Origin of the sequence: Sphingomonas sp. SORGH_AS_0438 (assembly GCF_031453475.1) — a bacterium.
Taxonomy (GTDB): Bacteria; Pseudomonadota; Alphaproteobacteria; order Sphingomonadales; family Sphingomonadaceae; genus Sphingomonas.
Window position 1 is genome coordinate 1,771,758 of sequence record NZ_JAVIZS010000001.1, and the last position, 25,468, is coordinate 1,797,225.

General features: G+C 67.5%; 24 protein-coding genes and 1 pseudogene. 21 read left to right on the top strand and 4 right to left on the bottom strand.

Features of this window, described 5'->3' with window-relative positions; translation table 11 throughout:
• The first annotated feature begins 8 nt into the window (after positions 1 to 8).
• The 15 genes and pseudogenes from QE452_RS08155 to QE452_RS08225 all read left to right on the top strand — a co-directional run bounded on the left by QE452_RS08155 (position 9) and on the right by QE452_RS08225 (position 13,217).
• Positions 9 to 362, top strand: coding sequence for a hypothetical protein (locus QE452_RS08155; RefSeq protein ID WP_309658737.1), 354 nt, complete (start codon positions 9 to 11; stop codon positions 360 to 362).
• Complete coding sequence (locus QE452_RS08160) at positions 359 to 1,468, top strand: glycosyltransferase family 4 protein (protein WP_309658736.1); 1,110 nt, start codon at positions 359 to 361, stop codon at positions 1,466 to 1,468. Before QE452_RS08155 ends, QE452_RS08160 begins: the two co-directional genes overlap by 4 nt.
• Complete coding sequence (locus QE452_RS08165; RefSeq protein ID WP_309658735.1) at positions 1,465 to 2,577, top strand: glycosyltransferase; 1,113 nt, start codon at positions 1,465 to 1,467, stop codon at positions 2,575 to 2,577. Before QE452_RS08160 ends, QE452_RS08165 begins: the two co-directional genes overlap by 4 nt.
• Positions 2,574 to 2,912 carry a hypothetical protein gene (locus tag QE452_RS08170; RefSeq protein ID WP_309658734.1) on the top strand — a complete coding sequence of 113 codons (339 nt, stop codon included), beginning with the start codon at positions 2,574 to 2,576 and terminating at the stop codon, positions 2,910 to 2,912. Before QE452_RS08165 ends, QE452_RS08170 begins: the two co-directional genes overlap by 4 nt.
• 30 nt (positions 2,913 to 2,942) lie before the next feature.
• Complete coding sequence (locus QE452_RS08175; RefSeq protein WP_309658733.1) at positions 2,943 to 3,662, top strand: glycosyltransferase; 720 nt, start codon at positions 2,943 to 2,945, stop codon at positions 3,660 to 3,662.
• A complete protein-coding gene (locus QE452_RS08180; protein WP_309729856.1) occupies positions 3,659 to 4,735 on the top strand; it encodes a glycosyltransferase in 1,077 nt (358 codons plus the stop codon). Before QE452_RS08175 ends, QE452_RS08180 begins: the two co-directional genes overlap by 4 nt.
• Positions 4,736 to 4,747: 12 nt before the next feature.
• The gene (locus tag QE452_RS08185; RefSeq protein ID WP_309658731.1) at positions 4,748 to 5,740 is read left to right on the top strand and encodes an SDR family oxidoreductase; all 993 of its coding nucleotides are present in this window, start codon (positions 4,748 to 4,750) and stop codon (positions 5,738 to 5,740) included.
• A gap of 91 nt (positions 5,741 to 5,831) precedes the next feature.
• On the top strand, positions 5,832 to 7,028 hold the full coding sequence (locus tag QE452_RS08190; RefSeq protein ID WP_309658730.1) for an acyl-CoA dehydrogenase family protein: 1,197 nt from the start codon (positions 5,832 to 5,834) through the stop codon (positions 7,026 to 7,028).
• The gene (locus tag QE452_RS08195) at positions 7,028 to 8,131 is read left to right on the top strand and encodes an acyl-CoA dehydrogenase family protein (RefSeq protein WP_309729859.1); all 1,104 of its coding nucleotides are present in this window, start codon (positions 7,028 to 7,030) and stop codon (positions 8,129 to 8,131) included. The genes QE452_RS08190 and QE452_RS08195 overlap by 1 nt, the downstream gene beginning before the upstream one ends.
• A gap of 452 nt (positions 8,132 to 8,583) precedes the next feature.
• Complete coding sequence (locus tag QE452_RS08200) at positions 8,584 to 9,342, top strand: PEPxxWA-CTERM sorting domain-containing protein (protein WP_309658728.1); 759 nt, start codon at positions 8,584 to 8,586, stop codon at positions 9,340 to 9,342.
• 183 nt (positions 9,343 to 9,525) lie between these two features.
• Complete coding sequence (locus QE452_RS08205; protein ID WP_309658727.1) at positions 9,526 to 9,675, top strand: hypothetical protein; 150 nt, start codon at positions 9,526 to 9,528, stop codon at positions 9,673 to 9,675.
• Between the two features lie 59 nt (positions 9,676 to 9,734).
• The gene (locus tag QE452_RS08210; RefSeq protein ID WP_309658726.1) at positions 9,735 to 10,796 is read left to right on the top strand and encodes a COX15/CtaA family protein; all 1,062 of its coding nucleotides are present in this window, start codon (positions 9,735 to 9,737) and stop codon (positions 10,794 to 10,796) included.
• 118 nt (positions 10,797 to 10,914) lie between these two features.
• Positions 10,915 to 11,394, top strand: a complete 480-nt coding sequence (gene rplM, locus QE452_RS08215; RefSeq protein WP_125995392.1) for a 50S ribosomal protein L13 — start codon at positions 10,915 to 10,917, stop codon at positions 11,392 to 11,394.
• The gene (gene rpsI, locus QE452_RS08220; RefSeq protein WP_125995390.1) at positions 11,394 to 11,939 is read left to right on the top strand and encodes a 30S ribosomal protein S9; all 546 of its coding nucleotides are present in this window, start codon (positions 11,394 to 11,396) and stop codon (positions 11,937 to 11,939) included. Before rplM ends, rpsI begins: the two co-directional genes overlap by 1 nt.
• Positions 11,940 to 12,036: 97 nt before the next feature.
• Positions 12,037 to 13,217 (top strand): annotated as a pseudogene (locus QE452_RS08225) (vWA domain-containing protein).
• A gap of 4 nt (positions 13,218 to 13,221) precedes the next feature.
• On the opposite strand, the gene QE452_RS08230 reads toward QE452_RS08225, so the two are convergent.
• Together QE452_RS08230 and QE452_RS08235 are read right to left on the bottom strand one after the other, a co-directional pair.
• A complete protein-coding gene (locus QE452_RS08230) occupies positions 13,222 to 13,365 on the bottom strand; it encodes a hypothetical protein (RefSeq protein WP_164523598.1) in 144 nt (47 codons plus the stop codon).
• Between the two features lie 74 nt (positions 13,366 to 13,439).
• Positions 13,440 to 14,543: an anhydro-N-acetylmuramic acid kinase gene (locus tag QE452_RS08235; RefSeq protein ID WP_309658724.1), complete on the bottom strand. Its 1,104-nt coding sequence runs from the start codon at positions 14,541 to 14,543 to the stop codon at positions 13,440 to 13,442.
• Between the two features lie 83 nt (positions 14,544 to 14,626).
• On the opposite strand from QE452_RS08235, the gene rimO reads away from it, so the two are divergent.
• The 4 genes from rimO (at position 14,627) to ahpF (ending at position 19,082) form a co-directional block, all read left to right on the top strand.
• Positions 14,627 to 15,964 carry a 30S ribosomal protein S12 methylthiotransferase RimO gene (rimO, locus tag QE452_RS08240; RefSeq protein WP_309658723.1) on the top strand — a complete coding sequence of 446 codons (1,338 nt, stop codon included), beginning with the start codon at positions 14,627 to 14,629 and terminating at the stop codon, positions 15,962 to 15,964.
• A 66-nt stretch (positions 15,965 to 16,030) separates the two neighbouring features.
• Positions 16,031 to 16,627 (top strand): isochorismatase family cysteine hydrolase, encoded by a 597-nt coding sequence (locus QE452_RS08245; RefSeq protein WP_309658722.1) that lies wholly within the window; start codon positions 16,031 to 16,033, stop codon positions 16,625 to 16,627.
• Between the two features lie 99 nt (positions 16,628 to 16,726).
• On the top strand, positions 16,727 to 17,290 hold the full coding sequence (gene ahpC / locus QE452_RS08250) for an alkyl hydroperoxide reductase subunit C (protein ID WP_125995380.1): 564 nt from the start codon (positions 16,727 to 16,729) through the stop codon (positions 17,288 to 17,290).
• 211 nt (positions 17,291 to 17,501) lie between these two features.
• Positions 17,502 to 19,082, top strand: a complete 1,581-nt coding sequence (ahpF, locus tag QE452_RS08255; protein ID WP_309658721.1) for an alkyl hydroperoxide reductase subunit F — start codon at positions 17,502 to 17,504, stop codon at positions 19,080 to 19,082.
• Positions 19,083 to 19,255: 173 nt separating this feature from the next.
• Here ahpF and lepA read toward each other — a convergent pair whose 3' ends face one another.
• Complete coding sequence (gene lepA / locus QE452_RS08260; protein ID WP_309658720.1) at positions 19,256 to 21,067, bottom strand: translation elongation factor 4; 1,812 nt, start codon at positions 21,065 to 21,067, stop codon at positions 19,256 to 19,258.
• Positions 21,068 to 21,235: 168 nt separating this feature from the next.
• Here lepA and QE452_RS08265 point away from each other — a divergent pair, with 168 nt between their 5' ends.
• Positions 21,236 to 21,913 carry a response regulator transcription factor gene (locus tag QE452_RS08265; RefSeq protein ID WP_309658719.1) on the top strand — a complete coding sequence of 226 codons (678 nt, stop codon included), beginning with the start codon at positions 21,236 to 21,238 and terminating at the stop codon, positions 21,911 to 21,913.
• Entirely contained in the window at positions 21,910 to 23,262 is a 1,353-nt protein-coding gene (locus QE452_RS08270; protein WP_309658718.1) for a HAMP domain-containing sensor histidine kinase, read from the top strand. Before QE452_RS08265 ends, QE452_RS08270 begins: the two co-directional genes overlap by 4 nt.
• 6 nt (positions 23,263 to 23,268) lie before the next feature.
• Here QE452_RS08270 and QE452_RS08275 read toward each other — a convergent pair whose 3' ends face one another.
• Complete coding sequence (locus QE452_RS08275) at positions 23,269 to 25,197, bottom strand: TonB-dependent siderophore receptor (RefSeq protein WP_309729863.1); 1,929 nt, start codon at positions 25,195 to 25,197, stop codon at positions 23,269 to 23,271.
• Between the last annotated feature and the right edge of the window lie 271 nt (positions 25,198 to 25,468).

Below are 25,468 nucleotides of genomic sequence, written 5' to 3' on the forward strand. Positions count from 1 at the left end.
CGTGCGCGATGCCGTCGATGCCTATCGGACGGCGTGGCGCGATATCGATCGGTCGGACGGCGTGGCGCGATATCGATCGGATCGCCGGCCGCGCCTTCAATCTGGGCGGCGGGCCGGACAATGCGGTCAGTCTCCGCCAGTTGCTGGATCATATCGGCGACCTGATCGGTCGGCCGGTCGCGGTGCGTCATGCCGAATGGCGCGCGGGCGACCAGCGTTATTTCGTCGCCGATACCCGCGCCGCCTCCCAGGCGCTGGGGCTGGGCGATCGGATCGGCTGGCGGGCGGGCGTCGCCGATCTGGCGGAATGGCTGAGCCGCGAGGGCGGCATGGCACGGCCGCCCGTCGAGGTCGCGGCATGACCGCGCGGCTGCTGATGACCGTCGATACGGTCGGCGGCGTCTGGCAGTATGCGACGGAACTGACCGCCACGCTGGCCGGCAGCGGCTATCAGGTCGAACTGGCGGAGATCGGGCCGCCGGCCGATGCCGCGCAGCGAATGCGCGCGCAGGCGGTCGGGGCCACCCTGATCGATACCGGTCTGGCACTCGACTGGCTGTCGGCCGACGAACCCATGGTCGTCGCGACCGCGACCGCCATCGCGCGACTGGCGCAGCAGCGAGGTGCCGATCTGGTCCAGCTCAACCAGCCCGCCTTTGCCGTCGCCCCCTTCGCCATGCCGGTGGTGGCGGTGGCGCATAGTTGTGTCGCGACATGGTGGGCGGCGAACAGCGAGGACCCCCTGCCCGCCGACTTGGCCTGGCAGGCGCGGTTGACCGCACGCGGACTGGCACGGGCCGATGCGGTGGTCAGCCCCAGCGCCGCCTTCGCCGCCGCGACGGCCTCCGCACACACGCTGGCGCGCGATCGCGTGACGGTGGTCCATAACGGCCGCAGCCTGCGCCCGCGTAATGCCCCGCCCCAGGATTTCGCCTTCACCGCCGGCCGGCTCTGGGACCGGGGCAAGAATGCCGCGACGCTCGACCGGGCAGCGGCGCGGCTGGCGGTGCCGTTCAAGGCCGCCGGCCCCTGCACTGGTCCGCATGGCGAGACGGTGGCATTCGAGCATCTGGTGCCGCTGGGCCAGCTGGGCGAGCGTGGCATCGCCGATATCCTGTCGACCCGCCCGGTCTTCGCGTCCGCCGCGCGCTACGAGCCGTTCGGGCTGGCGGTGCTGGAGGCGGCGCTGGCCGGTTGCGCGCTGGTGCTGTCCGACATCCCGACCTTTCGCGAACTCTGGGACGGCGCGGCCGTGTTCGTCGATCCCGACGATGTCGACGGCTTTGCCGAGGCGATCGGCATGTTGGCCGCCGACGTGCCGCTGCGGCTGAGCAATGGCGCGCGGGCACGGGAACGCGCCGCCGCCTATGGCCCGGCGGTGATGGCGGCGGGGATGATTGCCGTCTACGACCGGCTGCTCCACCGCCCCGCCCTGCCGATGACGCCGACCGGGCAGGTCGCGGCATGAGGATCGTCTATTTCACGCACAGCCTGGAATCCTGCTGGAACCACGGCAATGCGCATTTCGTGCGCGGCGTGCTGAGCGCATTGGTCGCGCGTGGCCATGACGTCACCGCGATCGCGCCGCCCGCACCCTGGAGCCTCGCCAACCTGCTCGCCGATCATGGTGAGACGGCGCTTGCCCCCTATCGCCGCGCTTATCCGGAACTCGCCGGCCGCAGCGTCACGCTTGCCGACAATATTGTCTCCCAAGTGGACGGCGCCGATCTTGTGATCGTGCATGAGTGGAACGACCATGACCTGGTCGCGACGCTCGGCACGATGCGCAAGCGGGGCGCACGCTTCACCCTGTTCTTCCACGACACGCATCACCGCGCGGTCAGCGCGCCGGAGGAGATGCGCGCCTATGACCTGTCCGGCTATGACGGCGTGCTGGCGTTCGGCGAGGCGCTCGCCCGCGTCTATCGCGGCTGGGGCTGGGGCGACCGGGTATGGACCTGGCACGAGGCCGCCGATCCGCGCCGCTTCCACCCGCCGGCGGAGGGCGGCGAACGTGCCGGGCTGGTCTGGATCGGCAATTGGGGCGATGGCGAGCGAACGCGCGAGATCGCCGACTATCTGCTCGAACCCGCCCGCGCCGCCGGACTGCCGCTCGACATCTACGGCGTCCGCTATCCGGACGACGCCAAGGCGATGCTGGCCCAAGCCGGCGCGACCTATCATGGCTGGGCCCCCAATGCCGCCGCCCCGGCGATCTTCGCCCGCGCGCTGGCGACGGTGCATGTGCCGCGCCGCTACTATACCAGCCTCTTGCCCGGCATTCCCACGATCCGCGTGTTCGAGGCGCTGGCCTGCGGCATCCCGCTCGCCTCCGCGCCGTGGGACGATGCCGAACAGCTGTTCCGCCCCGGCACCGACTTCCTCTTCGCCGCTGACGGTGACGCGATGACCCGGACGCTCCGCGACCTGCGCGAGGATGCCGACCTGCGCCGGTCGCTCGCCACCGCCGGGCTGGAGACGATCCGCGCCCGCCACACCTGCGCCCACCGCGTCGACGAACTGATGGCGATCCTCGCCTCGCTCGAAGCCCGGCCGAACCGAAGGAACGCCGCGTGAAGATCGCCTTTTACGGCTCCAGCCTGCTCTCCTCCTATTGGAACGGGGCGGCGACCTATTATCGCGGCATCCTGCGTGCACTGGCGGAACGCGGGCACCGGATTACCTTCTACGAACCCGATGCCTTCGACCGGCAGCAGCATCGTGACATCGACCCGCCCGCATGGGCCCGCTCGGTCGTCTATCCGGCGACGATCGAGGCGGTGCGCGACGTGCTGGCCGAGGCGGGCGACGCCGATATCGTCGTCAAGGCGAACGGCGTCGGCGTATTCGACCGCGAACTGCTGACGGGCATCGTCACCCATGCCCGCAAGGATGCGCTCAAGATCTTCTGAGATGTCGATGCCGCCGCGACGCTGGACGAGATGCGCGCCGATCCGGACCATCCGGTCCGTGCCGCGCTGCCCGATCTCGATCTAGTGCTGACCTATGGCGGCGGCGACCCGGTGGTGGACGCCTATCGCGGCTTCGGCGCGGCGGAATGCGTGCCGGTCTATAACGCGCTCGACCCCAGCACACGTCATCCGGTGCCACCCGATCCCCGCTTCGCCTGCGACCTGGCGTTCCTCGGCAACCGGCTGCCTGACCGCGAGGCGCGGGTCGAGGAGTTCTTCCTCCGCCCCGCCGCGTCGATGGCCGACCGCCACTTCCTGATCGGCGGCAATGGCTGGGAGGGCAAGGCGATGCCCGCCAATGTCCGCCATCGCGGCCATGTCTTCACCGCCGAGCACAACGCGTTCAACTGCACGCCGCGCGCGGTGCTGAACGTCGCGCGCGACTCGATGGCGCATATCGGCTTCTCCCCCGCCACCCGCGTGTTCGAGGCGGCGGGCGCCGCCGCCTGCCTGATCACCGACGCCTGGGAGGGGATCGAGCTGTTCCTGACGCCCGGCGCCGAAGTGCTGGTCGCGCGCGACGGGCAGGACGTGGCCGAGCATCTCGCCACGCTGGAGCCCGACCGCGCCCAGACGATCGGCCGCGCGGCGCTGGCCCGGGTACTGGCCGAACATACCTATGACCGGCGCGGCGACCTGCTCGACACGCTGCTGCGCGACCGGGTCGCGGCGCTGCGGGTGGCGGCATGAGGCTCGTCGTCCTCGGCCTGACGCTTTCCTCCTCCTGGGGAAATGGCCATGCCACCACCTTCCGCGCGCTGCTCGCCGCCTTCGCCGCGCGCGGGCACGACATCCTGTTCCTGGAGCGCGACAAGCCCTGGTATGCCGATCATCGCGACGAACCCTCGCCCGGCTATTGCCGGCTGGAATTCTACGACAGCCTCGACGACCTGAACCGCTGGCGGCACGAGATCGCCGCCGCCGATGCGGTGATCATCGGCTCCTATGTGCCCGAGGGGATCGCGGTCGGCCATCTCGCGCAGAGCTGGGCGAGCGGGCCGGTGGGCTTCTACGACATCGACACGCCGGTGACGCTCGCGGCGCTGGACCGCGACGCCTGCGACTATCTGTCGACCGAGCTGATCCTGGGCTATGCGGTCTATCTGTCCTTCACCGGCGGACCGACGCTCGACCGACTGGAACAGCAATATGGATCGCCGGCGGCACGCCCGCTCTACTGCTCGGTCGATGCCGAACGCTACCGGCCGCTGGACAACCCCGCGCGCTGGGACCTCTCCTATCTCGGCACCTACAGCCCGGATCGCCAGCCGACGCTGGAGCGTTTGCTGATCGAGCCGGTGCGGCGTGCGCCCGACCGCCGCTTCGTCGTCGCCGGGCCGCAATATCCCGCCGACATCGACTGGCCCGCCAATGTCGAGCGGATCGAGCATCTGCCGCCCGCCGACCATCCCGGTTTCTACTCCGCCAGCCGGGCGACGCTGAACGTCACGCGCGCCGACATGATCGCGGCGGGCTGGTCCCCCTCCGTCCGGCTGTTCGAGGCCGCGGCTTGCGGCACCGCGATCATCTCCGATCGCTGGGCCGGGCTGGACCAGCTCCTCACCCCCGACACCGAAATCCTGCTGGCCGACAGCGCGGACGATGTCGCCACGATGCTGGCGGAGGCCGATCTGGTTGCGATCGGTCATGCCGGCCGCACCCGCATCCTGGCCGAACATACCGCCGCGCATCGGGCCGAGGAGCTGGAGCGCCACCTGACCGCCGCCCTGCGCGTCGCCGCGCCGGTCGCGTCCTTCGTCTAAGGAGAGAATGGCATGACCACGGACATCGCCCTCGTCGCCGGTGGCGCCGGTTTCATCGGCTCGCATCTCTGCCGGGCGCTGAGCGAACGCGGGTTCGAGGTGATCTGCCTGGACAATCTCCAGACCGCGCGCGTCTCCAATCTCGACGCGCTCGCCGACCTGCCCGATTACAGTTTCGTCGAAGCCGATATCGTCGCCCCCCTGCCCCAGGCGGTGCTCGACCAGGCGGATCGGATCACGCGCATCTACAATTGCGCCTGCGCCGCCTCGCCGCCGCAATATCAGGCCGATCCCGAACATACGATGCTGACCAACGTCGTCGGCACGCATCACCTGCTGCGCCTTGCCGAACAGGCCGGCGCGCGTTTCCTGCTGACCTCGACCAGCGAGGTCTATGGCGATCCGGAAGTCCACCCGCAGGTCGAAGGCTATCGTGGCTGGGTGAGCTGCACCGGCCCGCGCGCCTGTTACGACGAGGGCAAGCGGGCGGCCGAGGCGATGACCTTCGACTATGCGCGGATGCACCGGGCCGAGGTGCGGGTGGCGCGCATCTTCAACACCTATGGCCCGCACATGCCCCCGGATGACGGACGCGTCGTCTCCAATCTGGTGTGCCAGGCGCTGCGCGGCGAGCCGATCACCATCTATGGCGATGGCAGTCAGACGCGCAGCTTCTGCTATGTCAGCGACATGGTGGAGGGACTGATCCGCCTGATGGAAAGCGACATCGACGGCACCGAGCCGGTCAATCTCGGCAACCCGGAGGAATTCACGATCGGCGAATTGCTGACCAAGGTGCTGGCAATCGTGCCCAGCGCGGCGGCGGTGACGCATCACGACCTGCCCCAGGACGACCCGCGCCGCCGCCGCCCGGACATCGCCCGTGCCCGCGACCTGCTCGGCTGGGAACCGCATGTCGCGCTCGACGACGGCCTGCCGCAGACCGCGCGCTGGTTCGCCCGCGAATTGGGCGCCAGCCTGCCCATGGCGGTCGCGGCGGAGTAGAGCATCGCGTTATCGAATATCGGGTATGTTTTGCATTTGCCACGATCCGAACCCATGCTAAGCCCCGAGCTGCTGGCATGGGAGAGGATTGATGGACCTGCGCTTCACTCCGGAGGAAGAGGCTTTCCGTGACGAGGTACGGCAATTCCTGTCTGAGAAGCTTCCCGCCCGCCTGTCCGACAAGGTGCGGCGCGGCCTCCACCTAACCAAGGCGGACATGGAGGAATGGCATGCCGTCCTCCATGCGCGCGGCTGGCTCGCCAATCACTGGCCCGAGCAATATGGCGGCCCCGGCTGGTCGGTGGTCCAGCGCGCGATCTTCGACGACGAGACCGCACGCGCCCATGCGCCGCGCATCGTCCCCTTCGGCCTGTCGATGCTCGCCCCCGTGCTGATCAAATACGGCACAGAGGAACAGCGCCGCCACTATCTGCCCCGCATCCTCGATGGCACCGACTGGTGGTGCCAGGGCTATTCGGAGCCGGACGCCGGTTCCGACCTCGCCAGCCTGAAGACCAGCGCGGTGCGCGATGGCGACCATTATGTCGTCAACGGGCAGAAGACCTGGACGACGCTCGGCCAATATGCCGACTGGATCTTCTGCCTGGTCCGCACCGATCCCACCGCCAAGGCGCAGGAGGGCATCTCCTTCCTCCTGATCGACATGAAGAGCCCCGGCGTCGAGGTGCGACCGATCGTGCTGCTCGATGGCGATGCGGAGGTGAACGAGGTGTTCTTCACCGACGTGCGCGTGCCGGTCGCCAATCTGGTCGGCGAGGAGAATAAGGGCTGGACCTATGCCAAGTATCTGCTGACCTATGAGCGGACCAATATCGCCGGGGTCGGCGCGTCCGCCGCGGCGTTCGACCGGCTGCGGGCGACCGCCGCGACGCTGACCCGCGGGGGCCGACCGCTCGCCGACGATCCGCTGTTCGCCGCCCGGCTGGCGCGGATCGAGATCGACCTCGCCAACATGGCCACCACCAATCTCCGCGTCGTCGCGGCAGCGGCGCATGGCGGCGCGCCGGGCGCGGAAAGCTCGATGCTCAAGATCAAGGGCACCGAGATCCGCCAGGCGATCACCGCGCTGCAGCGCCGGGCCTTCGGCATCTATGCCCAGCCCTTCGTGCCCGAGGCGCTGGAGGAGGGCTATAATGGCGACCCCATCGGGCCGGAGGACGCGAACACCGCCGCCTCGACCTATTTCAACATGCGCAAGCTGTCGATCTTCGGCGGATCGAACGAAGTGCAGAAAAACATTATTTCCAAGATGATCGTGGGGCTCTGATGGATTTCCAGCATAGCGAGGACCGGCGGATGCTGGCGGACACGCTCCGCCGTTTCCTGGCGGAGCGGGCACCGGTCGATCGGCGCAACGCCGCCGCCTATGGCGATACCGGCTATGATCCGGCGGTGTGGCAGGGGCTGGCGGAACTGGGCGTGATCGGCGCGCTGTTCCCGGAAGCGGCGGGCGGCTTCGGCGGTTCGGGCTTCGACATCATGGTGGTGTTCGAGGAGATCGGGCGCGCGCTGGCGGTCGAGCCGTTCCTGGGTGCGCTGACGGTCGGCCATGCCCTGGCCGCCGCCGGCCGTACCGACCTGCTGGAGCCGATCATCGCCGGCACCTCGATCGTGACGCTGGCGGACGCGGAGCCGCAGGACCGTGGCCCGGACGCGCCCTATGCCACGCGCGCGACGCGCGACGGCGAGGGATGGCGGATCGATGGCGCCAAGGCGGTGGTCGCGCAGGCGGAGGCGGCAGCGCTGCTGCTGGTGTCCGCACAGACCGAGGATGGCGCTTCGCTGTTCCTCGTCCTGACCGACGCGCCGGGCCTTACCGTCCAGGGCTATGCCAATGTCGATGGCGGTCGCTCCGGCGAGGTCCGGCTGTCGGGCGTGACGGTGACAGAGGAGGCCCGGGTCGCGGCGGACGGGCGCGCCGCCCTGGCGGCGGCCGAGGCGGCCGCGCTCCTTGCGCTTTCGGCGGAAGCGCTGGGGGCGATGGAGGTCGCGAAGGCGATGACGATCGACTATCTGCGCACTCGCAAGCAGTTCGGCGTACCGATCGGCAAGTTCCAGGCGCTACAGCACCGCATCGCCACCGTGCTGCTGGAGGTGGAGCAGGCCCGCTCCGCCGTCATCAATGCCGCCGACGCCTTCGATCACGACCAGGGCGCAGACCGGGACCGGCGCCTGTCGGCGGCGAAATACACGGTCGGCGCGACCGGCCAGCTCGTCGCCGAGGAAGCGATCCAGCTTCATGGCGGCATCGGCATGACCTGGGAATTGCCGCTGTCGCATTATGCCAAGCGGATCACGATGATCGATCATCAGCTCGGCGATCAGGACCAGCATCTGCAACGCTATATCGCACTCGGTTGCGTCGTCTGACCGGAACGATGTGATCCTGCCCCCGGTCGGTCGCCAATCCCCAGTTCGCGACCGACCGATCCGACGCGTCATATCGCCACCATATCGATGGGGTGACTGGCGTCCTTGCGCCCGCGCTCTGACCAACAGCTAGGCCGGATAAGTCGAAGGCCGGATTTTTCGTGCTGTTTTAACACCTTATATCGCTCGCCAGATATTTCTGGCGGAGGCGACCGGATCGGCACGACCTCACCGTTTCATGACCGATAATTCATGCAACCGATTTATTCTTTGTATTATAATAGGTTATTAGCCTATGTCCTGTTATGGGACACGGCAAGTAAAAAGCCATGTATAGCGTTTGTCCCTTATTAAGATTAGCCGAAGCCACAAGCCAAGCGATCGACAATTTCAAAGAATTGGGTTGGTCAGCTTAACGTACCAATACCAATTTATTACATAGGGGACATATAGTGAAGAATTCGAAGCTCGCCTTCGCCGCTGCGACCACTGCGATCGTCGCCGCTTTTGCAGTTGCCACGCCCGCAGAAGCCGGCATGACCGTCGATTACTACAAGGTCATGGCAAATGGTCGCGACTTCCAGCCTGCGAACCCGCCGATTTCGACGATCAGCGATGGCGTCAAGACCATTCTGGGCCCGAACGGCCTGCCGATGATCACTTCCGCGAACCCGCTGAACGCGCAGGACTACAACACCGCGACCAATGAACTGCAGTGGTGGACGCCGACCGCGACGAGCTCGATGAACGTCACCTATTCGGGCAGCCAGACCCTGGCTACCAACTCGATCAGCAGCAATGCCTTCTACGCGCCCTTCGGCAACGGCAGCAACGACGCGAACGGCTACCTGACGGCGGTCTTCTCCGGCATGTTCACGCTCAACTCGGCGCGTTCGATCAACTTCTCGCTGGGTTCGGATGACGACGCGTTCCTGTTCGTCGACGGTATCTCGCGCGTTCAGGTCGGTGGCATTCACCCGGTCGACGTCGTCACCACGACGCTGAACCTGTCGGCAGGCACGCACAGCTTCAAGCTGTTCTACGCCGATCGCCTTCAGTCGAACGCCGCGATCAACTTCTCGCTGCCCGATGACGTGACGGTGTCGGCCGTGCCCGAGCCCGCCACCTGGGCGCTGATGCTGGTCGGCTTCGCGATGGTCGGCGCCGCCGTCCGCTATCGTCGTCGTTCGGCGAAGGTCACCTTCGCCTGATCCGCTGATCGCAGGATATCGGGGGAGGTCGCCTGTTGGCGGCCTCCCCTTTTTCATCGCCTTTCCATCGCATTGCGCCGGGACCATCCACCTGTCCCGGCCGTCCCGATACGAGGCGGGTGGTTTCGTTGCGCCGCCTGCACGATCTGGTAGAAGCCCCGGGCTTACGTAATGGGCAAGATCATGAACGGATATGTGGAGGCGCGGGCCAAGATGGCGGACGCGCTGGCTTTGCTGGACTCGCTCGAGGAGCATCTCGTGGCGGCGCATCTGTCGATGGCGCTGGAACTGCTTGACCAGCGGATGCCGGCCGACGCCCAGTCGGCTTTGTAAGGCCTTACCGGCCCCGCGCCGCTTGGCGCGCCGGTCCAGCATCGCTACATGGAGACATCATGCTCCAGCCTAGCGCCGCCTTCCTTTCGCAAGCCCGTCCCAAGGCCGTTGCCCGCTGGCTGTGGCTGGTCGCCGCGCTGGTCGTGGCGATGGTCGTGATCGGCGGCATCACCCGGCTGACCGAGTCGGGCCTGTCCATCACCCAATGGAAGCCGATCAGTGGCATCATCCCGCCCCTGACCCAGGCGGACTGGCAGGCCGAGTTCGCCAATTACCGCAAGATCCCGGAATATCAGGCGTTCAACCGCGACATGACGCTTGCCGGGTTCAAAGCGATCTTTTTCTGGGAATATCTGCACCGTCTGCTCGGCCGGGTGATCGGCTTGGCCTTTGCGCTGCCGTTGATCGTGTTCGCGGTGCGCCGCCACATCCCCAAGGGCTATGGCCGACGCCTCGCCGCGATCCTGGCGCTCGGTGGTTTGCAGGGGGCGATCGGCTGGTGGATGGTCGCCTCCGGCCTGTCGGTCCGCACCGACGTCAGCCATATCCGCCTGGCGGTGCACCTCGTTACCGCGCTCGTGATCCTGGCGGGGATCGTCTGGACCGCGCTCGACCTGGGAATGCTCGCCCGCGATCCCTTCGCCGCCCCCGCTCGCATGACCCTGGTGGGCGCGGCCGCCCTGCTGCTGCTGTTCGTCCAGATCGTCTTCGGCGCGTTCACCGCCGGGCTGGATGCCGGCTATGCCTTTTCCAGCTGGCCGCTGATGGGCGACACGATCTTTCCCCAAGGCGTGCCGATGCTGACCCCGGGCTGGACCAATGCGGTGGACAATCCGATCGTCGTGCAGTTCATCCACCGCTGGTTCGCCTTTGCCGCGGCGATCGCGCTGTTGTGGCTGGCGGTGCGCGCGACGCGAACCGGATCGCGCGCCGGCTTCCTGGTCACCGGGCTGGTGACGCTCCAGATCTTCCTCGGCATCGCCACGCTGATGACCGGCGTGCAGATCGGCGTCGCGGTGATGCATCAGGCCAATGCCGCGCTGCTGCTGATCTGCGCCGTCGCCGCCGCCCATGCCGTCGGCACCACCCGATCGGGCCGCGCAAATGTGACTGGTATTTAGATACCCGTCAGCAAAGTGGCGGAATGCTTGACGTTCCGGCCCCTTTCGCGCATTGAGCCGGCACAACGCGCCGCTCCCACAAGGGGTGGCGCGATATTCGTTCGAAAGGTCCACGCCCATGAAGGCGCTCATGAAGACCACCAAGTCGGCCAAGCCGCACGAGGTGGAGAAGAAGTGGCACATCGTCGACGCCACCGACCTGGTGGTCGGTCGCGCTGCGGTCGTCATCGCCAATATCCTGCGCGGCAAGCACAAGACGTCGTTCACCCCGCACGTCGATTGCGGTGACAATGTCATCGTCATCAATGCCGACAAGATCCGCTTCACGTCGAACAAGGCGTCGAAGAAGATCTATTACAAGCACACCGGCTATGCCGGCGGCATCAAGGGCATCACCGCCGCCAAGGTCCTGGAAGGCCGCTTTCCGGAGCGCGTCCTGGAGAAGGCCGTGGAGCGCATGATCCCCCGTGGTCCGTTGGGTCGCGAGCAGATGCGCAACCTGCGCATCTTCGCCGGCACGGAGCATCCGCACGCCGCGCAGAACCCCGAGGTCCTCGACATCGCCGGCATGAGCCGCAAGAACAAGGTGGGCGCATAATGTCCGACAACCGCCAGTCTCTCGCCGATCTCGGCGCCGCGCTGAACCAGCAGCAGCGTGACGCAGACGCCCCGCAGGACGGCCAGGCCGACGCCTATCTGGCCGGCCAGGACGTGCCGGTGCAGCGCGCGCCGCTGCGCGAGCAGGAGATCGACTCGCTGGGCCGCGCCTATGCCACTGGCCGCCGTAAGGACGCGGTCGCCCGCGTCTGGCTGAAGCCCGGCACCGGCAAGATCACGATCAATGGTCGTGACCAGGAAGTCTATTTCGCGCGTCCGACGCTGCGTCTCGTCATCAACCAGGTGTTCGGCGTCGCCGAGCGCGAGGGCCAGTATGACGTCGTCTGCACCGTCAAGGGCGGTGGCCTGTCGGGCCAGGCCGGCGCGGTGAAGCACGGCATCAGCCAGGCGATCACCAAGTACGAGCCGGCGCTGCGCGCGCCCGTCAAGGCGGCGGGCTTCTTGACCCGCGACAGCCGCTCGGTCGAGCGTAAGAAGTATGGCCGCGCCAAGGCGCGTCGCAGCTTCCAGTTCTCGAAGCGCTAAGCCTCTCGGCCTTCCCGGCTGCGAAGGGCGGTTCCGGCAACGGAGCCGCCCTTTTTCGTGCTGTCGCCCGGGCCGGCGATCTGGCAAGATCGCGATCATGTTCCTCCGCTTTCTCGACGCGTTGCGCGCCGCCGGCATCCCCGCCGGGCTGAAGGAGCATCTGCTGCTGCTGGAAGCGCTGGACGCCGAGGTGATCGAGCGGACCCCGGAGCAATTCTATTATCTGTCCCGCGCCGTCTATGTGAAAGACGAGGGGCTGCTCGACCGGTTCGACCAGGTGTTCGGGCAGGTGTTTTCCGCGGCCTGACCGGCCCCGCCGCCGAACAGCGTGCCGACATCCCCGCCGACTGGCTCAAGGCCGTCATGGAGAAATTCCTGACGCCCGAGGAACGCGCGGCGATCGAGTCGCTGGGCGATTGGGACGCGATCATGGAGGCGCTGCGCGAGCGGCTCGCCGAACAGCATGGGCGCCACGAAGGCGGTAATAAATGGATCGGCACCGGCGGCACCAGCCCGTTCGGGAATGGCGGCTATAATCCCGAGGGCGTCCGGATCGGCGGCGAGGGCCGGCACGGCCGCGCGATTAAGGTCTGGGACCAGCGGGCCTTTCGCAACCTGGACAATGGTCGCGAACTCGGCACCCGCAACATCAAGGTGGCGCTCCGCCGGCTGCGGCGCTTCGCGCGCGAGGGCGCGGCCAGCGAGTTCGATATCGATGGTACGATCGACGGTACCGCCCGCCAGGGGTGGCTAGACGTGCGGATGCGCCCCGAACGCCGCAATGCGGTCAAGCTGCTGCTGTTCCTCGATGTCGGCGGATCGATGGACCCGTTCGTCACGCTTTGCGAGGAGCTCTTCTCCGCCGCGACCGCCGAGTTCAAGAACCTGGAGTTCTTCTACTTCCACAACTGCCCCTATGAGGGCGTGTGGAAGGACAATCGCCGTCGCTTCCAGGAACGCACGCCGACCTGGGACGTGCTGCACCGCTATGGCCATGACTATAAATGCGTGTTCGTCGGCGACGCGTCGATGAGCCCCTATGAGATCAGCCAGGCCGGCGGATCGGTCGAGCATCACAATGACGAGGCCGGCGCGGTCTGGCTGCACCGGCTGACCACCACCTATCCCGCGAGCATATGGCTCAACCCGCTCCCCCGCGAGCATTGGGACTATGGTCAGTCGATCGCGATGATCCGCCGGATCATGAACGACCGCATGTTCCCGCTGACGCTGGAGGGGCTCGACGCCGGGATGCGCGAGCTGACGCGCAAGCGCTGACCGATCAGCCGCGCAGTTCGGCGATCTTGCGCGTGTAGCTTTCGACCAGTTGCATCCGCCGATCCCGCGCCTCGGCGGTCAGCGCACGCTGTGCGGCGGCACGCTCCATGGTCAGGCGACGGACATAATAACGCAGGTCGGATTCCACGGGGCCACCCCTTCCGCTTCGACTGAATTTCGCTTTGCGTCCGATGTCTTTAGCCGTCCAGTGTTAACACAAATTTATCGACCGTCCGTGACCTGCACACGATGGATGACACCGCCGCCGATCGGCTGGGCGACGCCAGTGGTGCCCGGAAAGCTGATCGGCAGCCCGCGCAGCGTGCGCACCGCCATATAGGCGAATCCTTCCGCCTCGATCCCGTCGCCGTTCCAGCCGATCGAGTCACCCGGCTCGACGACCAGGCCGGTCCGATCCGCCAGCATCGCAAGCAGCGTCGCATTGTGGCGGCCGCCGCCGACCACGATCAGCCGCTCGGGCCGCGCGGGCAGATGCGGCAGGGCGAGCGCCACCGTCTCGGCGGTGAAGGCGGTCAGCGTCGCGGCGCCATTGGCGGCGCTAAGCCCGCGCGCCGGCTGGATGGTGAAGTCGCTGCGGTCGAGCGACTTGGGCGGGGCTGCATCGAAGAACGGGTGGTCGAGCATCGCGCCCAGCACGGCGTCATCGACCCGGCCACTCGCCGCCAGTCCGCCGCCCGCATCGAAGCGCGCGCCGATCGTCTCCCCCGCCCAATCGTCGATCAGCCCGTTGGCGGGCCCGGTGTCGAAGGCGACCAGCGCGCCGTCCGCGCCGATGAAGGTGATGTTGGCGACCCCGCCCAGGTTGAGGACCGCCACCGGCTTGGCGAGCTTCGCGACCAGCGCGGCATGATAGACCGGGATCAGCGGTGCACCCTGCCCGCCCGCCGCGACATCGGCGGAGCGGAAATCGGCGACCGTGTCGATGCCGCACGCCGCCGCCAGCGCCGCACCGTCGCCGATCTGCCATGTCCAGCCCCGATCCGGGCGATGCGCGACCGTCTGGCCATGAAAGCCGATCACGCCGACATCGCTCGCCGCCACGCCCGCCTCGCGCAGCAGCTTGTGCACCGCCATGGCATGGGTGCGGGTGATCAGTTCGCCCGCCGCGACCAGTTCGGGGCTGGCGCGGGGCCGGTCATAGGTCAGGGCGGTGATGGCGGCGGCCGCCAGCTGCGCGCGCGCCGAGTCCGAATAGACCTCGTCGCGAAAGGCGATCGGCCGGACCAGCGACTCGCCGTCCGTCTCGATCAGCGCCGCGTCGATGCCGTCGAGCGACGTGCCCGACATGAGTCCGATTGCCAACATGGATGTCTCCGCCCCCTCACCGGCTCGCACGAATGCGCGACACTGGCAAATCCGTCCATCCTCCATTATGTGCGGGTCGTCCCATGGCAACGAAACTCCCCTCCCCGCCGCGTGTCGGCATGGTGTCGCTTGGCTGTCCGAAGAATCTCGTCGACAGCGAACGCATTCTCACCCAGCTCCGCGCCGACGGCTATCAGATGTCCGCCGACTATGCCGGCGCGGATGTCGTGCTGGTCAATACCTGCGGCTTTCTCGACTCCGCCAAGGAGGAAAGCCTGGAGGCGATCGGCGAGGCGATCGCCGAAAACGGCCGCGTCATCGTCACCGGCTGCATGGGCAAGGAGGCGGAGGTGATCCGCGCCCGCTTCCCCCAGGTGCTCGCCGTCACCGGCGCGCATCAATATGAGCAGGTGGTCGAGGCGGTGCACGAGGCCGCGCCCGCCAACCTGTCCCCCTATATCGATCTGATCCCCGATGCCGGGCTGAAGCTGACGCCGCGCCACTATAGCTACCTGAAGATTTCGGAGGGCTGCAACCACCGCTGCTCCTTCTGCATCATCCCGTCACTGCGCGGCGATCTCGCCAGCCGGCGGCCCGATGCGATCCTGCGCGAGGCGGAGAAGCTGGTCGCGGCGGGCACCAAGGAACTGCTGGTCATCAGCCAGGACACCTCGGCCTATGGCGTCGACCTGCGCCATGCCAGCTGGCCGTTGAAGTCGGGTGGCGAGGTGCGCGCGCACATGACCGACCTGGCGCGTGAACTCGGCCGGATCGCGCCCTGGGTGCGGCTCCATTATGTCTATCCCTATCCGCATGTCGACCAGGTCATCCCGCTGATGGCCGAGGGGCTGGTGCTGCCCTATCTCGACATCCCCTTCCAACATGCCGCCCCGTCGGTGCTGAAGCGGATGAAGCGGCCGGCGAACGACGCCAAGGTGCTGAGCCGCATCCATCGCTGGCGCGAGATCTGCCCCGATATCGCGATCCGCTCCACCTTCGTGGTCGGCTTCCCTGGCGAGACGGAGGAGGATTTCCAGTATCTGCTCGACTGGCTGGACGAGGCGCAGCTCGATCGCGTCGGCGCCTTTCGGTTCGAGCCGGTCGAGGGCGCGGCGGCGAACGACCTGTCCGATCCGGTGCCCGAAGCGGTCAAGGAAGAGCGCTACGCCCGGATCATGGAGAAGACGGCGGCCATCTCCGCCGCCAAGCTCGCCGCCAAGGTCGGCCGCACCCTGCCCGTCATCATCGACGCGGTGGACCAGGAGGGCGGCGCGACCGGTCGGTCCCAGGCCGATGCGCCGGAGATCGATGGCGAGGTCTTCCTGCGCGACGCCGGCCATCTGGCGGTCGGCGACATCGTCAAGGTCGCGATCGAGGATGCCGACGAACATGACCTGTACGGGGTGCCGCTTCCCGCCTGAGCGGCCGCCGCCACGTCCATGATGCTCATCAAGGACAGCCGGGCCGGCGCTTCCTAAGCGTCGGCCATGGCTGACCCTTCCGTCTCCGGCGGCACCGCGCTGCTGATCCTCGACATGATGAACACGCTCGCCTTTCCGGGGGCGGAGCGGCTGCGACCGGCAGCCGAGGCGGCCGCCAAGGCAATCCGAACCCTGCGCGACCAGGCGGACGCGGCGGAGGTGCCGGTCCTCTACGTCAACGACAATCATGGCGACTGGCATGACAGCCGCGAAGATCTGATCGCGCGCTGCCTGGAGCCGGCATGTGCGGGCCGCACCATCGCCGAGATGCTGCGGCCGCGCGACCAGGACCTGTTCGTCATCAAGCCGCAATTTTCCGGCTTCTATGCGACCAACCTGCCGGTGATCCTGCCGCAATTGGGGATCGGTCGATTGATCGTGACCGGTGTCGCCGCCGATATCTGCATCCTGTTCACGGCCGCGGACGCGCATATGCGCGACTACGCATTGTGGGTGCCGGCCGACGCCGTCGCCAGCGAAGACCCGCAACGCACGAAATGGGCACTGGAAATCATGCAGGGCAGCATGAAAGCGGATACGCACCCGACGACCGGACAAGCGCTGCGAAGCTGGCTCGACGCTACGGCTGTCCAGGGTCGCTGATCGCATTCGTCGATGCCGGTGAACGGGGAAAGCGATTTCTCTGCTGCGGTGCAAAAGGGTAGAGAGCTACCATTCCGCAACGCATTATGGAGATGCACCATGTCGATCATCGGCACCAAGATTAAGCCGTTCACGACGCAGGCGTACAAGGAGGGCAAGTTCCTCACCGTGTCCGACGCCGACGTGCTGGGCAAGTGGGCGGTCTTCTTCTTCTACCCGGCCGATTTCACCTTCGTCTGCCCGACGGAGCTGGAGGATCTGGCCGACAACCACGACACCTTCGCCAAGATGGGCGTCGAAGTGTACAGCGTCTCGACCGACACGCATTTCAGCCACAAGGCGTGGCACGACAGCTCGCCGGCGATCGGCAAGATCCGCTTCACCATGCTGGGTGACCCGGCCGGCGTCGTGACCAACAATTTCGGCGTGATGCGCGAGGGCCAGGGCCTGGCCGATCGCGGCACGTTCGTCGTTGATCCCGAGGGCACGATCCAGCTGATGGAGATCACCTCGGAGGGCGTCGGTCGCAACGCGATGGAGCTGCTCCGCAAAATCAAGGCGGCACAGTATATCGCGGCGCATCCGGGCGAAGTCTGCCCCGCCAAGTGGGAAGAGGGCGAGGAGACGCTCGCGCCGTCGCTCGACCTGGTCGGCAAGATCTGATCGACTGACCGCCCGACCGACCTCCGGTGCCCGGCCCGACCGTCGGCACCGGAGGTCGGTGACATCCTCCAGCCCGGCGGGCGATGCGCGTGACGCATCGTCCGCCGGCCTCTCCGACCGGCCCGACCGGTCCGGTGCGCGGTCCCGAATGCCGCCGCCCTCCTCCCGCATCCGGGAGACGACCCGATCCATCATCCAACGGAGGCCATCCGTGCTCGACGCCAATCTCAAGACCCAGCTCAAGACCTATCTCGGTCACCTCCGCCAGCCGGTGGAACTGGTCGCCTCGCTCGACGACGGGGCCAAGTCCGCGCAGATGCTGGAGCTGCTGAACGAGATCGCCGCACTGCATCCGCAGGTCTCCGTCACCCGCGCCGATGACGATGCGCGCCGCCCCAGCTTCCTGATCCGCCGCGCCGGCACGGATATCGGCGTGCGCTTCGCCGGCATCCCGCTCGGCCACGAGTTCACCTCGCTGGTGCTGGCACTGCTCCAGGTCGGCGGCCATCCGCCCAAGCTGTCGGACGAGACGATCGCGCAGATCCGCGACCTCGACGGCGACTATGTCTTCGAAACCTATTTCTCGCTGACCTGCCAGAATTGCCCGGACGTGGTGCAGGCGCTCAACCTGATGAGCGTGCTCAACCCGCGCATTCGCCACACCGCGATCGAGGGCGGCCTGTTCCAAGACGAGGTGTCGGCCCGCAACATCCTGTCGGTGCCGTCGATCTTCCTGAACGGCGAGCTGTTCGCACAGGGTCGAATGGACGTGGGGCAGATCCTCGCCAAGCTCGACACCGGCAGCGTCGCGCGCGCCGCCGCCAAGATCGACGCAAAGGAGCCGTTCGACGTGCTGGTCGTCGGCGGCGGTCCGGCGGGTGCGGCGGCGGCGATCTATGCCGCGCGCAAGGGCATCCGCACCGGTCTGGTCGCCGAGCGGTTCGGCGGTCAGGTGCTCGACACCATGTCGATCGAGAATTTCATCTCGATCCAGCATACCGAGGGGCCGCGCATGGTCCAGCAGATGGAGGCGCATGTCGATCAATATGGCGTCGACGTGATGACGCTCCAGCGCGCCGACAAGCTGGTCGCGGCGCGGAGCCCCGGCGGCCTGCACGAGCTGCATCTGGAAAGCGGCGCGACGCTGCGCGCGCGAACGCTGATCCTGTCGACCGGCGCGCGCTGGCGCCAGATGAACGTGCCGGGCGAGGACGCCTATCGCAACAAGGGCGTGACCTATTGCCCGCATTGCGACGGCCCGCTGTTCCGGGGCAAGCGCGTGGCGGTGATCGGCGGCGGCAATTCGGGCGTCGAGGCGGCGATCGATCTGGCGGGCGTGGTCGGCCATGTCACGCTGATCGAATATGCCGCCGACCTGCGCGCCGACGCGGTGCTGCAGCGCAAGCTCGCCAGCCTGCCCAATGTCGACATCGTCACCTCCGCCCTGACCACCGAAGTGACGGGTGATGGCGAGCGGGTGACGGGCCTGCGCTACAAGGACCGCAACCATGGCAGCGACCATGAACTGCCGCTGGAGGGCATCTTCGTGCAGATCGGCCTGGTGCCCAACACCGAATGGCTGCGCGACACGGTGGCGATGACGGGGCGCGGCGAGATCGAGATCACTGATCGTTGCGAGACCTCGGTCGCGGGCGTCTTCGCGGCGGGCGACGTGACGACGGTGCCCTACAAGCAGATCATCGTCGCGATGGGCGAAGGGTCCAAGGCGTCGCTCTCTGCCTTCGACCATCTGATCCGCCTGCCGGTCAGCGGGGAAGCCGTGGCGGCGTGACGCTGATGAGGGGGACCGCAGAACGCTGCGGCATCCCCCTCACCTTCCACCCCGGGACGCCGGGGTCCGGCTACCCTGACGTCTGAGTGACTGGCGGAGGTCACGCAACTGGCCTCCCCTCCGCCGGGATCTTCGAAGGGGATTTCAGCGGCGGACGCTTTCGAGCGAAGCGCTCAGCTCTCATCCCCCATGCGTAGCGCCGCGATGAAGGCCTCCTGCGGGATGCTGACGCTGCCATATTCGCGCATCTTCGCCTTGCCCTTCTTCTGCTTGTCGAGCAGCTTGCGCTTGCGGCTGGCGTCGCCGCCATAGCATTTGGCGGTCACGTCCTTGCGCATCGCGCTGATCGTCTCGCGCGCGATCACCTTTCCGCCGATCGCCGCCTGGATCGGGATCTTGAACAGGTGGCGTGGGATCAGTTCCTTCAGCCGCTCGCACATGCCGCGGCCGCGCACCTCGGCGGTGCCGCGGTGGACGATCATCGACAGCGCATCGACCGGCTCCTCGTTGACCAGGATGCTCATCTTGACCAGGTCGCCCTCGCGATAGCCGATCTGGTGATAGTCGAAGCTGGCATAGCCCTTGGACAGCGACTTCAACCGGTCGTAGAAGTCGAACACCACTTCGTTGAGCGGCAGTTCATAGGTCGCCTGCGCACGCCCGCCGACATAGGTCAGATTCTTCTGGATGCCGCGCCGGTCCTGGCACAGCTTCAGGATCGAGCCCAGATATTCGTCGGGGACATAGATGGTCGCCTCGATCCACGGCTCGGAGATGCTTTCGATCTTGTTGGGATCGGGCATGTCGGCCGGGTTGTGCAGCTCGATCGTGCCGCCGTCATGCGTCAGGTCGATCTCATAGACCACCGACGGCGCGGTGGTGATCAGGTCGAGGTCATATTCGCGGGTCAGCCGCTCCTGGATGATCTCCAGATGCAGCAGGCCCAGGAACCCGCAGCGGAAGCCGAAGCCGAGCGCCGCCGACGTCTCCATCTCGAAGCTGAACGACGCGTCGTTCAGCCGCAGCTTGGAGATGCTCTCGCGCAGCTTCTCAAAGTCGTTCGCATCGACCGGGAACAGGCCGCAGAACACCACCGGCTGGACTTCCTTGAAGCCCGCCAGCGCCTCGGCGGCGGGCCGCTTGGCGTCGGTCAGCGTGTCGCCGACGCGCGCCTGCGCCACGTCCTTGATCTGCGCGGTGATGAAGCCGATCTCGCCCGGCCCCAAGTCGGGCAGCTGCTCGATCTTCGGGCGGAAACAGCCGACGCGATCGATCAGATGGGTGGTGCCGGCCTGCATGAACTTGATCTGCTGGCCCTTCTTCAGCACCCCCTCCATCACGCGGACGAGGATGACGACGCCCAGATAGGGGTCGTACCAGCTGTCGACCAGCATCGCCTTGAGCGGCGCCTCCGCATCGCCCTTGGGCGCGGGGATCTTCTGGACGATCGCCTCCAATATGTCAGCGATGCCGATGCCCGACTTGGCGCTGGCCAGCACCGCGCCCGACGCATCGATGCCGATCACGTCCTCGATCTCGGCGCGGACCTTTTCCGGCTCGGCGGCGGGCAGGTCGATCTTGTTGATGACGGGCACGATCTCATGGTCGTGCTCGATCGACTGATAGACGTTCGCCAGCGTCTGCGCCTCGACGCCCTGCGCCGCGTCGACCACCAGCAGCGCGCCCTCGCACGCCGCCAGCGAGCGGCTGACCTCATAGGCGAAGTCGACATGGCCCGGCGTGTCCATCAGGTTCAGCGTATAGGTCTCGCCGTCCTGCGCCTTGTACGACAGGCGCACGGTCTGCGCCTTGATGGTGATGCCGCGCTCCTTCTCGATCTCCATGTTATCGAGCACCTGTTCGGACATCTCGCGTTCGGAGAGGCCGCCGGTCTGCTGGATGAGACGATCGGCCAGCGTCGACTTGCCATGGTCGATATGGGCGATGATCGAGAAATTTCGGATGCGCTGAAGGTCGGTGGCCACGGTCTATCGATCGCTAGAGGAGAAGCGACAGGCCGTTAGCACCCTTGTTCGCCAAAGCCAAAGCACGTCTGCATCATCCTGTCCGACCGGGTACGGGAAGCGCCGTATACGGTTCCGCCAGGCGATGGGTTGATGTAGGGCGGGCGCTTCCCCGCCGGAACGGATGCGATGAACCTGCTGCTGGTCGAAGACGATGCCGATTTCGCGGCCACCACCGCCGCCGCCCTGCGCAACTTCGACCACCGGGTGACGATCGCCGGGGATGGTCGCGCCGCCCTGTCGGCGCTCGAATGCGAATCGTTCGATGCGATGATCCTCGACCGGATGCTGCCGCATATCGACGGCCTGTCGGTGCTGGAGCGGCTGCGCGGCGGTCGGGCGACGCTGCCGGTCATCATGCTGAGCGCGCGCGGGCAGAGCGACGACAAGGTCGACGGGCTGGTCGCGGGCGCGGATGATTATGTCGTCAAGCCGGTCGACGCCGCCGAACTGAACGCGCGCCTCCACGCGTTGCTGCGCGGGCGCGGCTTCGCGCAAGGGGGCGACGACACGCTGCGCGCCGGCGACATCACCGTCAGCCCCAGCCGCTTCCGCGCCTGGCGGGCCGAGCGCCCGATCGACCTGGTCAAGCTGGAGCTGAAGCTCCTGCTCGAACTGGTCCGTCACGCCGATCGGGTGATGACGCGCGCGATGCTGATCGAGAAGGTCTGGGGCTATGATTTCGAGCCGGAGACCAATCTGGTCGATGTCTATATCCGTCGCCTGCGCCTGAAATTATGCGCCGATGGCGGCAGCGACCCGATCGTGACGATGCGCGGCGTCGGCTATATGCTGAAGGGCGGATGAGGCGCACGGACCGCCTGCCGCCATCGCTGCGGCGGCTGACGCTGATCTTCCTCGCCGCCTTTCTGGTGGCGGTGACCGCGACCGGTATCGGCATCTATTCGGTCACCCGCGCGACGATCGCCGGACTGGTCGACCGGCGGATCGAGGCGGCGGCCGATGCAGTGACAGGCGATGACGGGCGCGTCGCCACCCCGGTCATGGCCCGGCGGATCGCGCTGCTCAACCAGCGGCGCGACACCGGCGATATCGGCCTGTTGCTGGTCGACCGGACGGGCAAGCGGCTGGCCGGCAATCTCGACCTGCCATCGATCCCGGCCCGGGGTCTGTCGAGCCTGCACAGCCATGACGGCATCGCCGGCCTGACCGCTGGCCGCGCGCTGGTGCGTCCCCTGCCCGGTGGCGGCGCGCTGGTCGCGGTGGCCGAGACCGAGCCGTTCGATCACATCCGGGGGCCCCGCACGCGCATCTACCTGCTCGGCTTCGGATCGATCCTGTTGGTGGCGGCGGCGGGGCTGGCCGCGTTCGGCTGGATCGTCGCGCGTCGCATCGCCGCCACGCGCGCCGCGGCGGAAGCGATCATCGATGGCGACCTGGGCCGCCGCCTGCCGCTCGCCGGGGATGGCGGCGTGTTCGATGCGCAGGCGGCGACGCTCAACCATATGCTCGACCGGATCACCGATCTGATGCGCGGCCTGACCGAGGTGTCGAACGACATCGCGCACGACCTGCGCACCCCCTTGGCCCGGCTGCGCGGGCGGCTGGCGCTGCTGGCGGGCGAGGCCGGCGATCCGGCGATGCGCGAGGGGCTGGAGGCGGCGATCCGCGACAGCGACGCCCTGCTGGCGCTGTTCGCCGCGATCCTGCGCATCACCGAGGTGGAGGGCGGCGCCCGGCGGGCCGGTTTCGTCGCGCTCGACCTGGCGGACCTGGTCGAGGAGATCGGGCTGATGATGATCCCCGCCGCCGACGATAGCGGCCATGCGCTGGTCGTCGAGGCGCGCGGGCCCGTGCCGATCACCGGCGACCGGCAGTTGCTGTCGCAGGCGATCATCAACCTGATCGAGAATGCCCGGCGGCATACCCCCGCCGGCTCCGTCATCCACCTGTCCGCCGCGCGTGACTCGGTCGCCCAGCTGGAGGTGCGCGACAACGGCCCGGGCATCACCGCCGCCGACCGGCCGCTGGCGCTCCGCCGCTTCGGCCGGCTCGACGCCAGTCGCGGGCGGAGCGGCCATGGACTGGGCCTGCCGTTGGTCGAGGCGATCGCGCGGCTGCATCGCGGGACGCTGGCGCTGGACGATGCCGAACCGGGCCTCCGCGTCACGATCGCCCTGCCGCTGTCCGGCTGATCCCGGTCAGAAACGGAGCGAGGCGGTGATCCGTCCCGATCGCGGCGCGCCCGGCATCGTCCAGATCGCCGCATAGGAGCTGGCGATATAATAGGTGTCGAAGAGGTTATCGATGTCGGCGCGGACCGTCAGCCGGTCGGTCAGCGCATAGCCCAGATCGACCCGCGCGATCGTATAGGCCGGCAGGCGATAGGCGCTGCCGAACGGATCGCCCGCCCGGCGGCCGACATAGGTGACGCCGCCCCCCGCCTGCGCCCGGCCGAACTGCTTCTGCACGAACAGATTGGCCTGATGCGCCGGTACGTTGCTGAGCGGTTGGCCGATCAGTGCCGGGTCGACATCCCGCACCACCGTCGCATCGACATAGGTATAGGCGGCGCTCGCGATCAGGTCGCGGGGCAAGCGGAGCGTCAGGTCGACCTCTGCCCCGCGCGACCGCTGCCGGCCGACCTGGGTATGGACGAACACATCGGTCGCATTGGGGTTGAGCACGTTGCGCTTGACCATGTCGAACAGCGCCGCCTGCCCGGTCAAATGCCCGTCCAGCAGGTCGAACTTGGTGCCGACCTCGAAGGAGCGGCTACGCTCCGCATCGAAGGTGGAGGTGCCGTCGGACGGGTTGAGGCGCAGCGACTGGCCATAGCTGGTGTAGAGCGACCAGCCGGGCATGGCCTGCCAGCTCAGCGCGATGCGCGGCGTCAGCCCCTTGTCGAGCGTCCGGAGCAGACGGTCGTTTGACCGGTGGTTGACCAGCCGCTCCTCGAACCGGTTGAGCCGCGCGCCGAGCAGCAGGGTGAAGGCGGCATGACGGATCACATCCTGCGCGTAGAGGCTGTCGCTGCGGAAGCTGGTGTGCCGATCGGCGAAGGGCGGCGGCACGGGCAAGGGCTGGCTGGCATAGACCGGATCGAACAGGTCGATCGGCAGCAGCGGCCGGCTGGCGGTGCCGCGCGCGCGGTTCAGCACGAAATCCTCGCCATGCCGCACCCGGTCGATGCCGATACGCAGGTCATGGTCCAGGCCCAGCGCCTGGACCCGGGCGGTCAGTTCGCCGCGAAGCGACAGGTCGTTCCAGCCGAAATCATGATAGCGACGGTCCCGGCCGGCGGTGCGGCCGTCCTTTTGGAGACCCCGTGCGCCGAAATCGACCATGGTGGCGAAGCCGCGCAGCGATCCGTCGCGCTGGCTGCCGCCCAGTTCCAGTCCGATGCCGCTGCCCAGATCGGCGAACAGGCTGGCCTGTTGCCAGAAGCTGTTCTGGCGGATGCGTCCGTCGCCCGGCTCGCCCAGGAAGGTCCGGCGGTCCATCGCCCGGGCATCGCCGTTCACGCCGACGACGCCCCGGTCCAGCACCGTGGTGTTGCGCATATATTCGGCCTGGTAGAGCAGGCGCAGGCCGGCCAGCGGTGCCCAGGCCACGGACGGCGCGATCAATCGGCGCGAACCGCCGACATGGTCGCGGAAGCTGTCGCGATCCTCGACCACGCCGATCAGGCGCAGGCTCAGATCCTTGGCGACCGGCCCGGTCGCATCCGCCGTCAGCCGTCGGAAGTTCCAGCTGCCATAGCTGGCATCGGCCCGGATCGCGAGGGTGTCGAGCGGCGCCTTGGTCACCAGGTTGATCGCCCCGCCCGGCTCGCCGCGTCCGGACAGCGCCGCCGTCGCGCCCTTCAGTACCTCGACCCGCTCGATCGTCGCGAGGTCGTACGGGGCGTTGAAGCCGTAATTGCTGCTGAACCGGTTGATCTGGATGTCCGGGCCGGAATTCTCATCGCCTGCAAAGCCCCGGATGGCGAACTTGTCCCACAGGCCGCCAAAGTCGTTCTGCCGCGACACGCCGCCCGCCAGATCGAGCACGTCGCCCAGCCGGTTCGCGTTCACCGCATCCAGTTCCTGGCGATCCAGCACTCGGACCGACTGGGGATAGCGCAGCACCGATATGTCGCTGCCGATGATGCTGGCATTGGCGTCGCCGGCCGGTCACGACGATCTCGTCGCCGTCCGCAACGGGAGGTGTCGCATCGTCGGGCGCCCCGGCCAGGGCTGGCGTCGCGGCGGTCGCCAGCATCAGCGCCATGATCCGCAGCGCCCGCCGCGATCCCGATCCCTGCCCCGTCATGCCCTATCCCCCCTGGTCGATCGTGCCACGGGGGTCTGGTCGACCCTGCCCCGGCAGAGGGCGGCCGACTATCGTTGTTGCAAATGC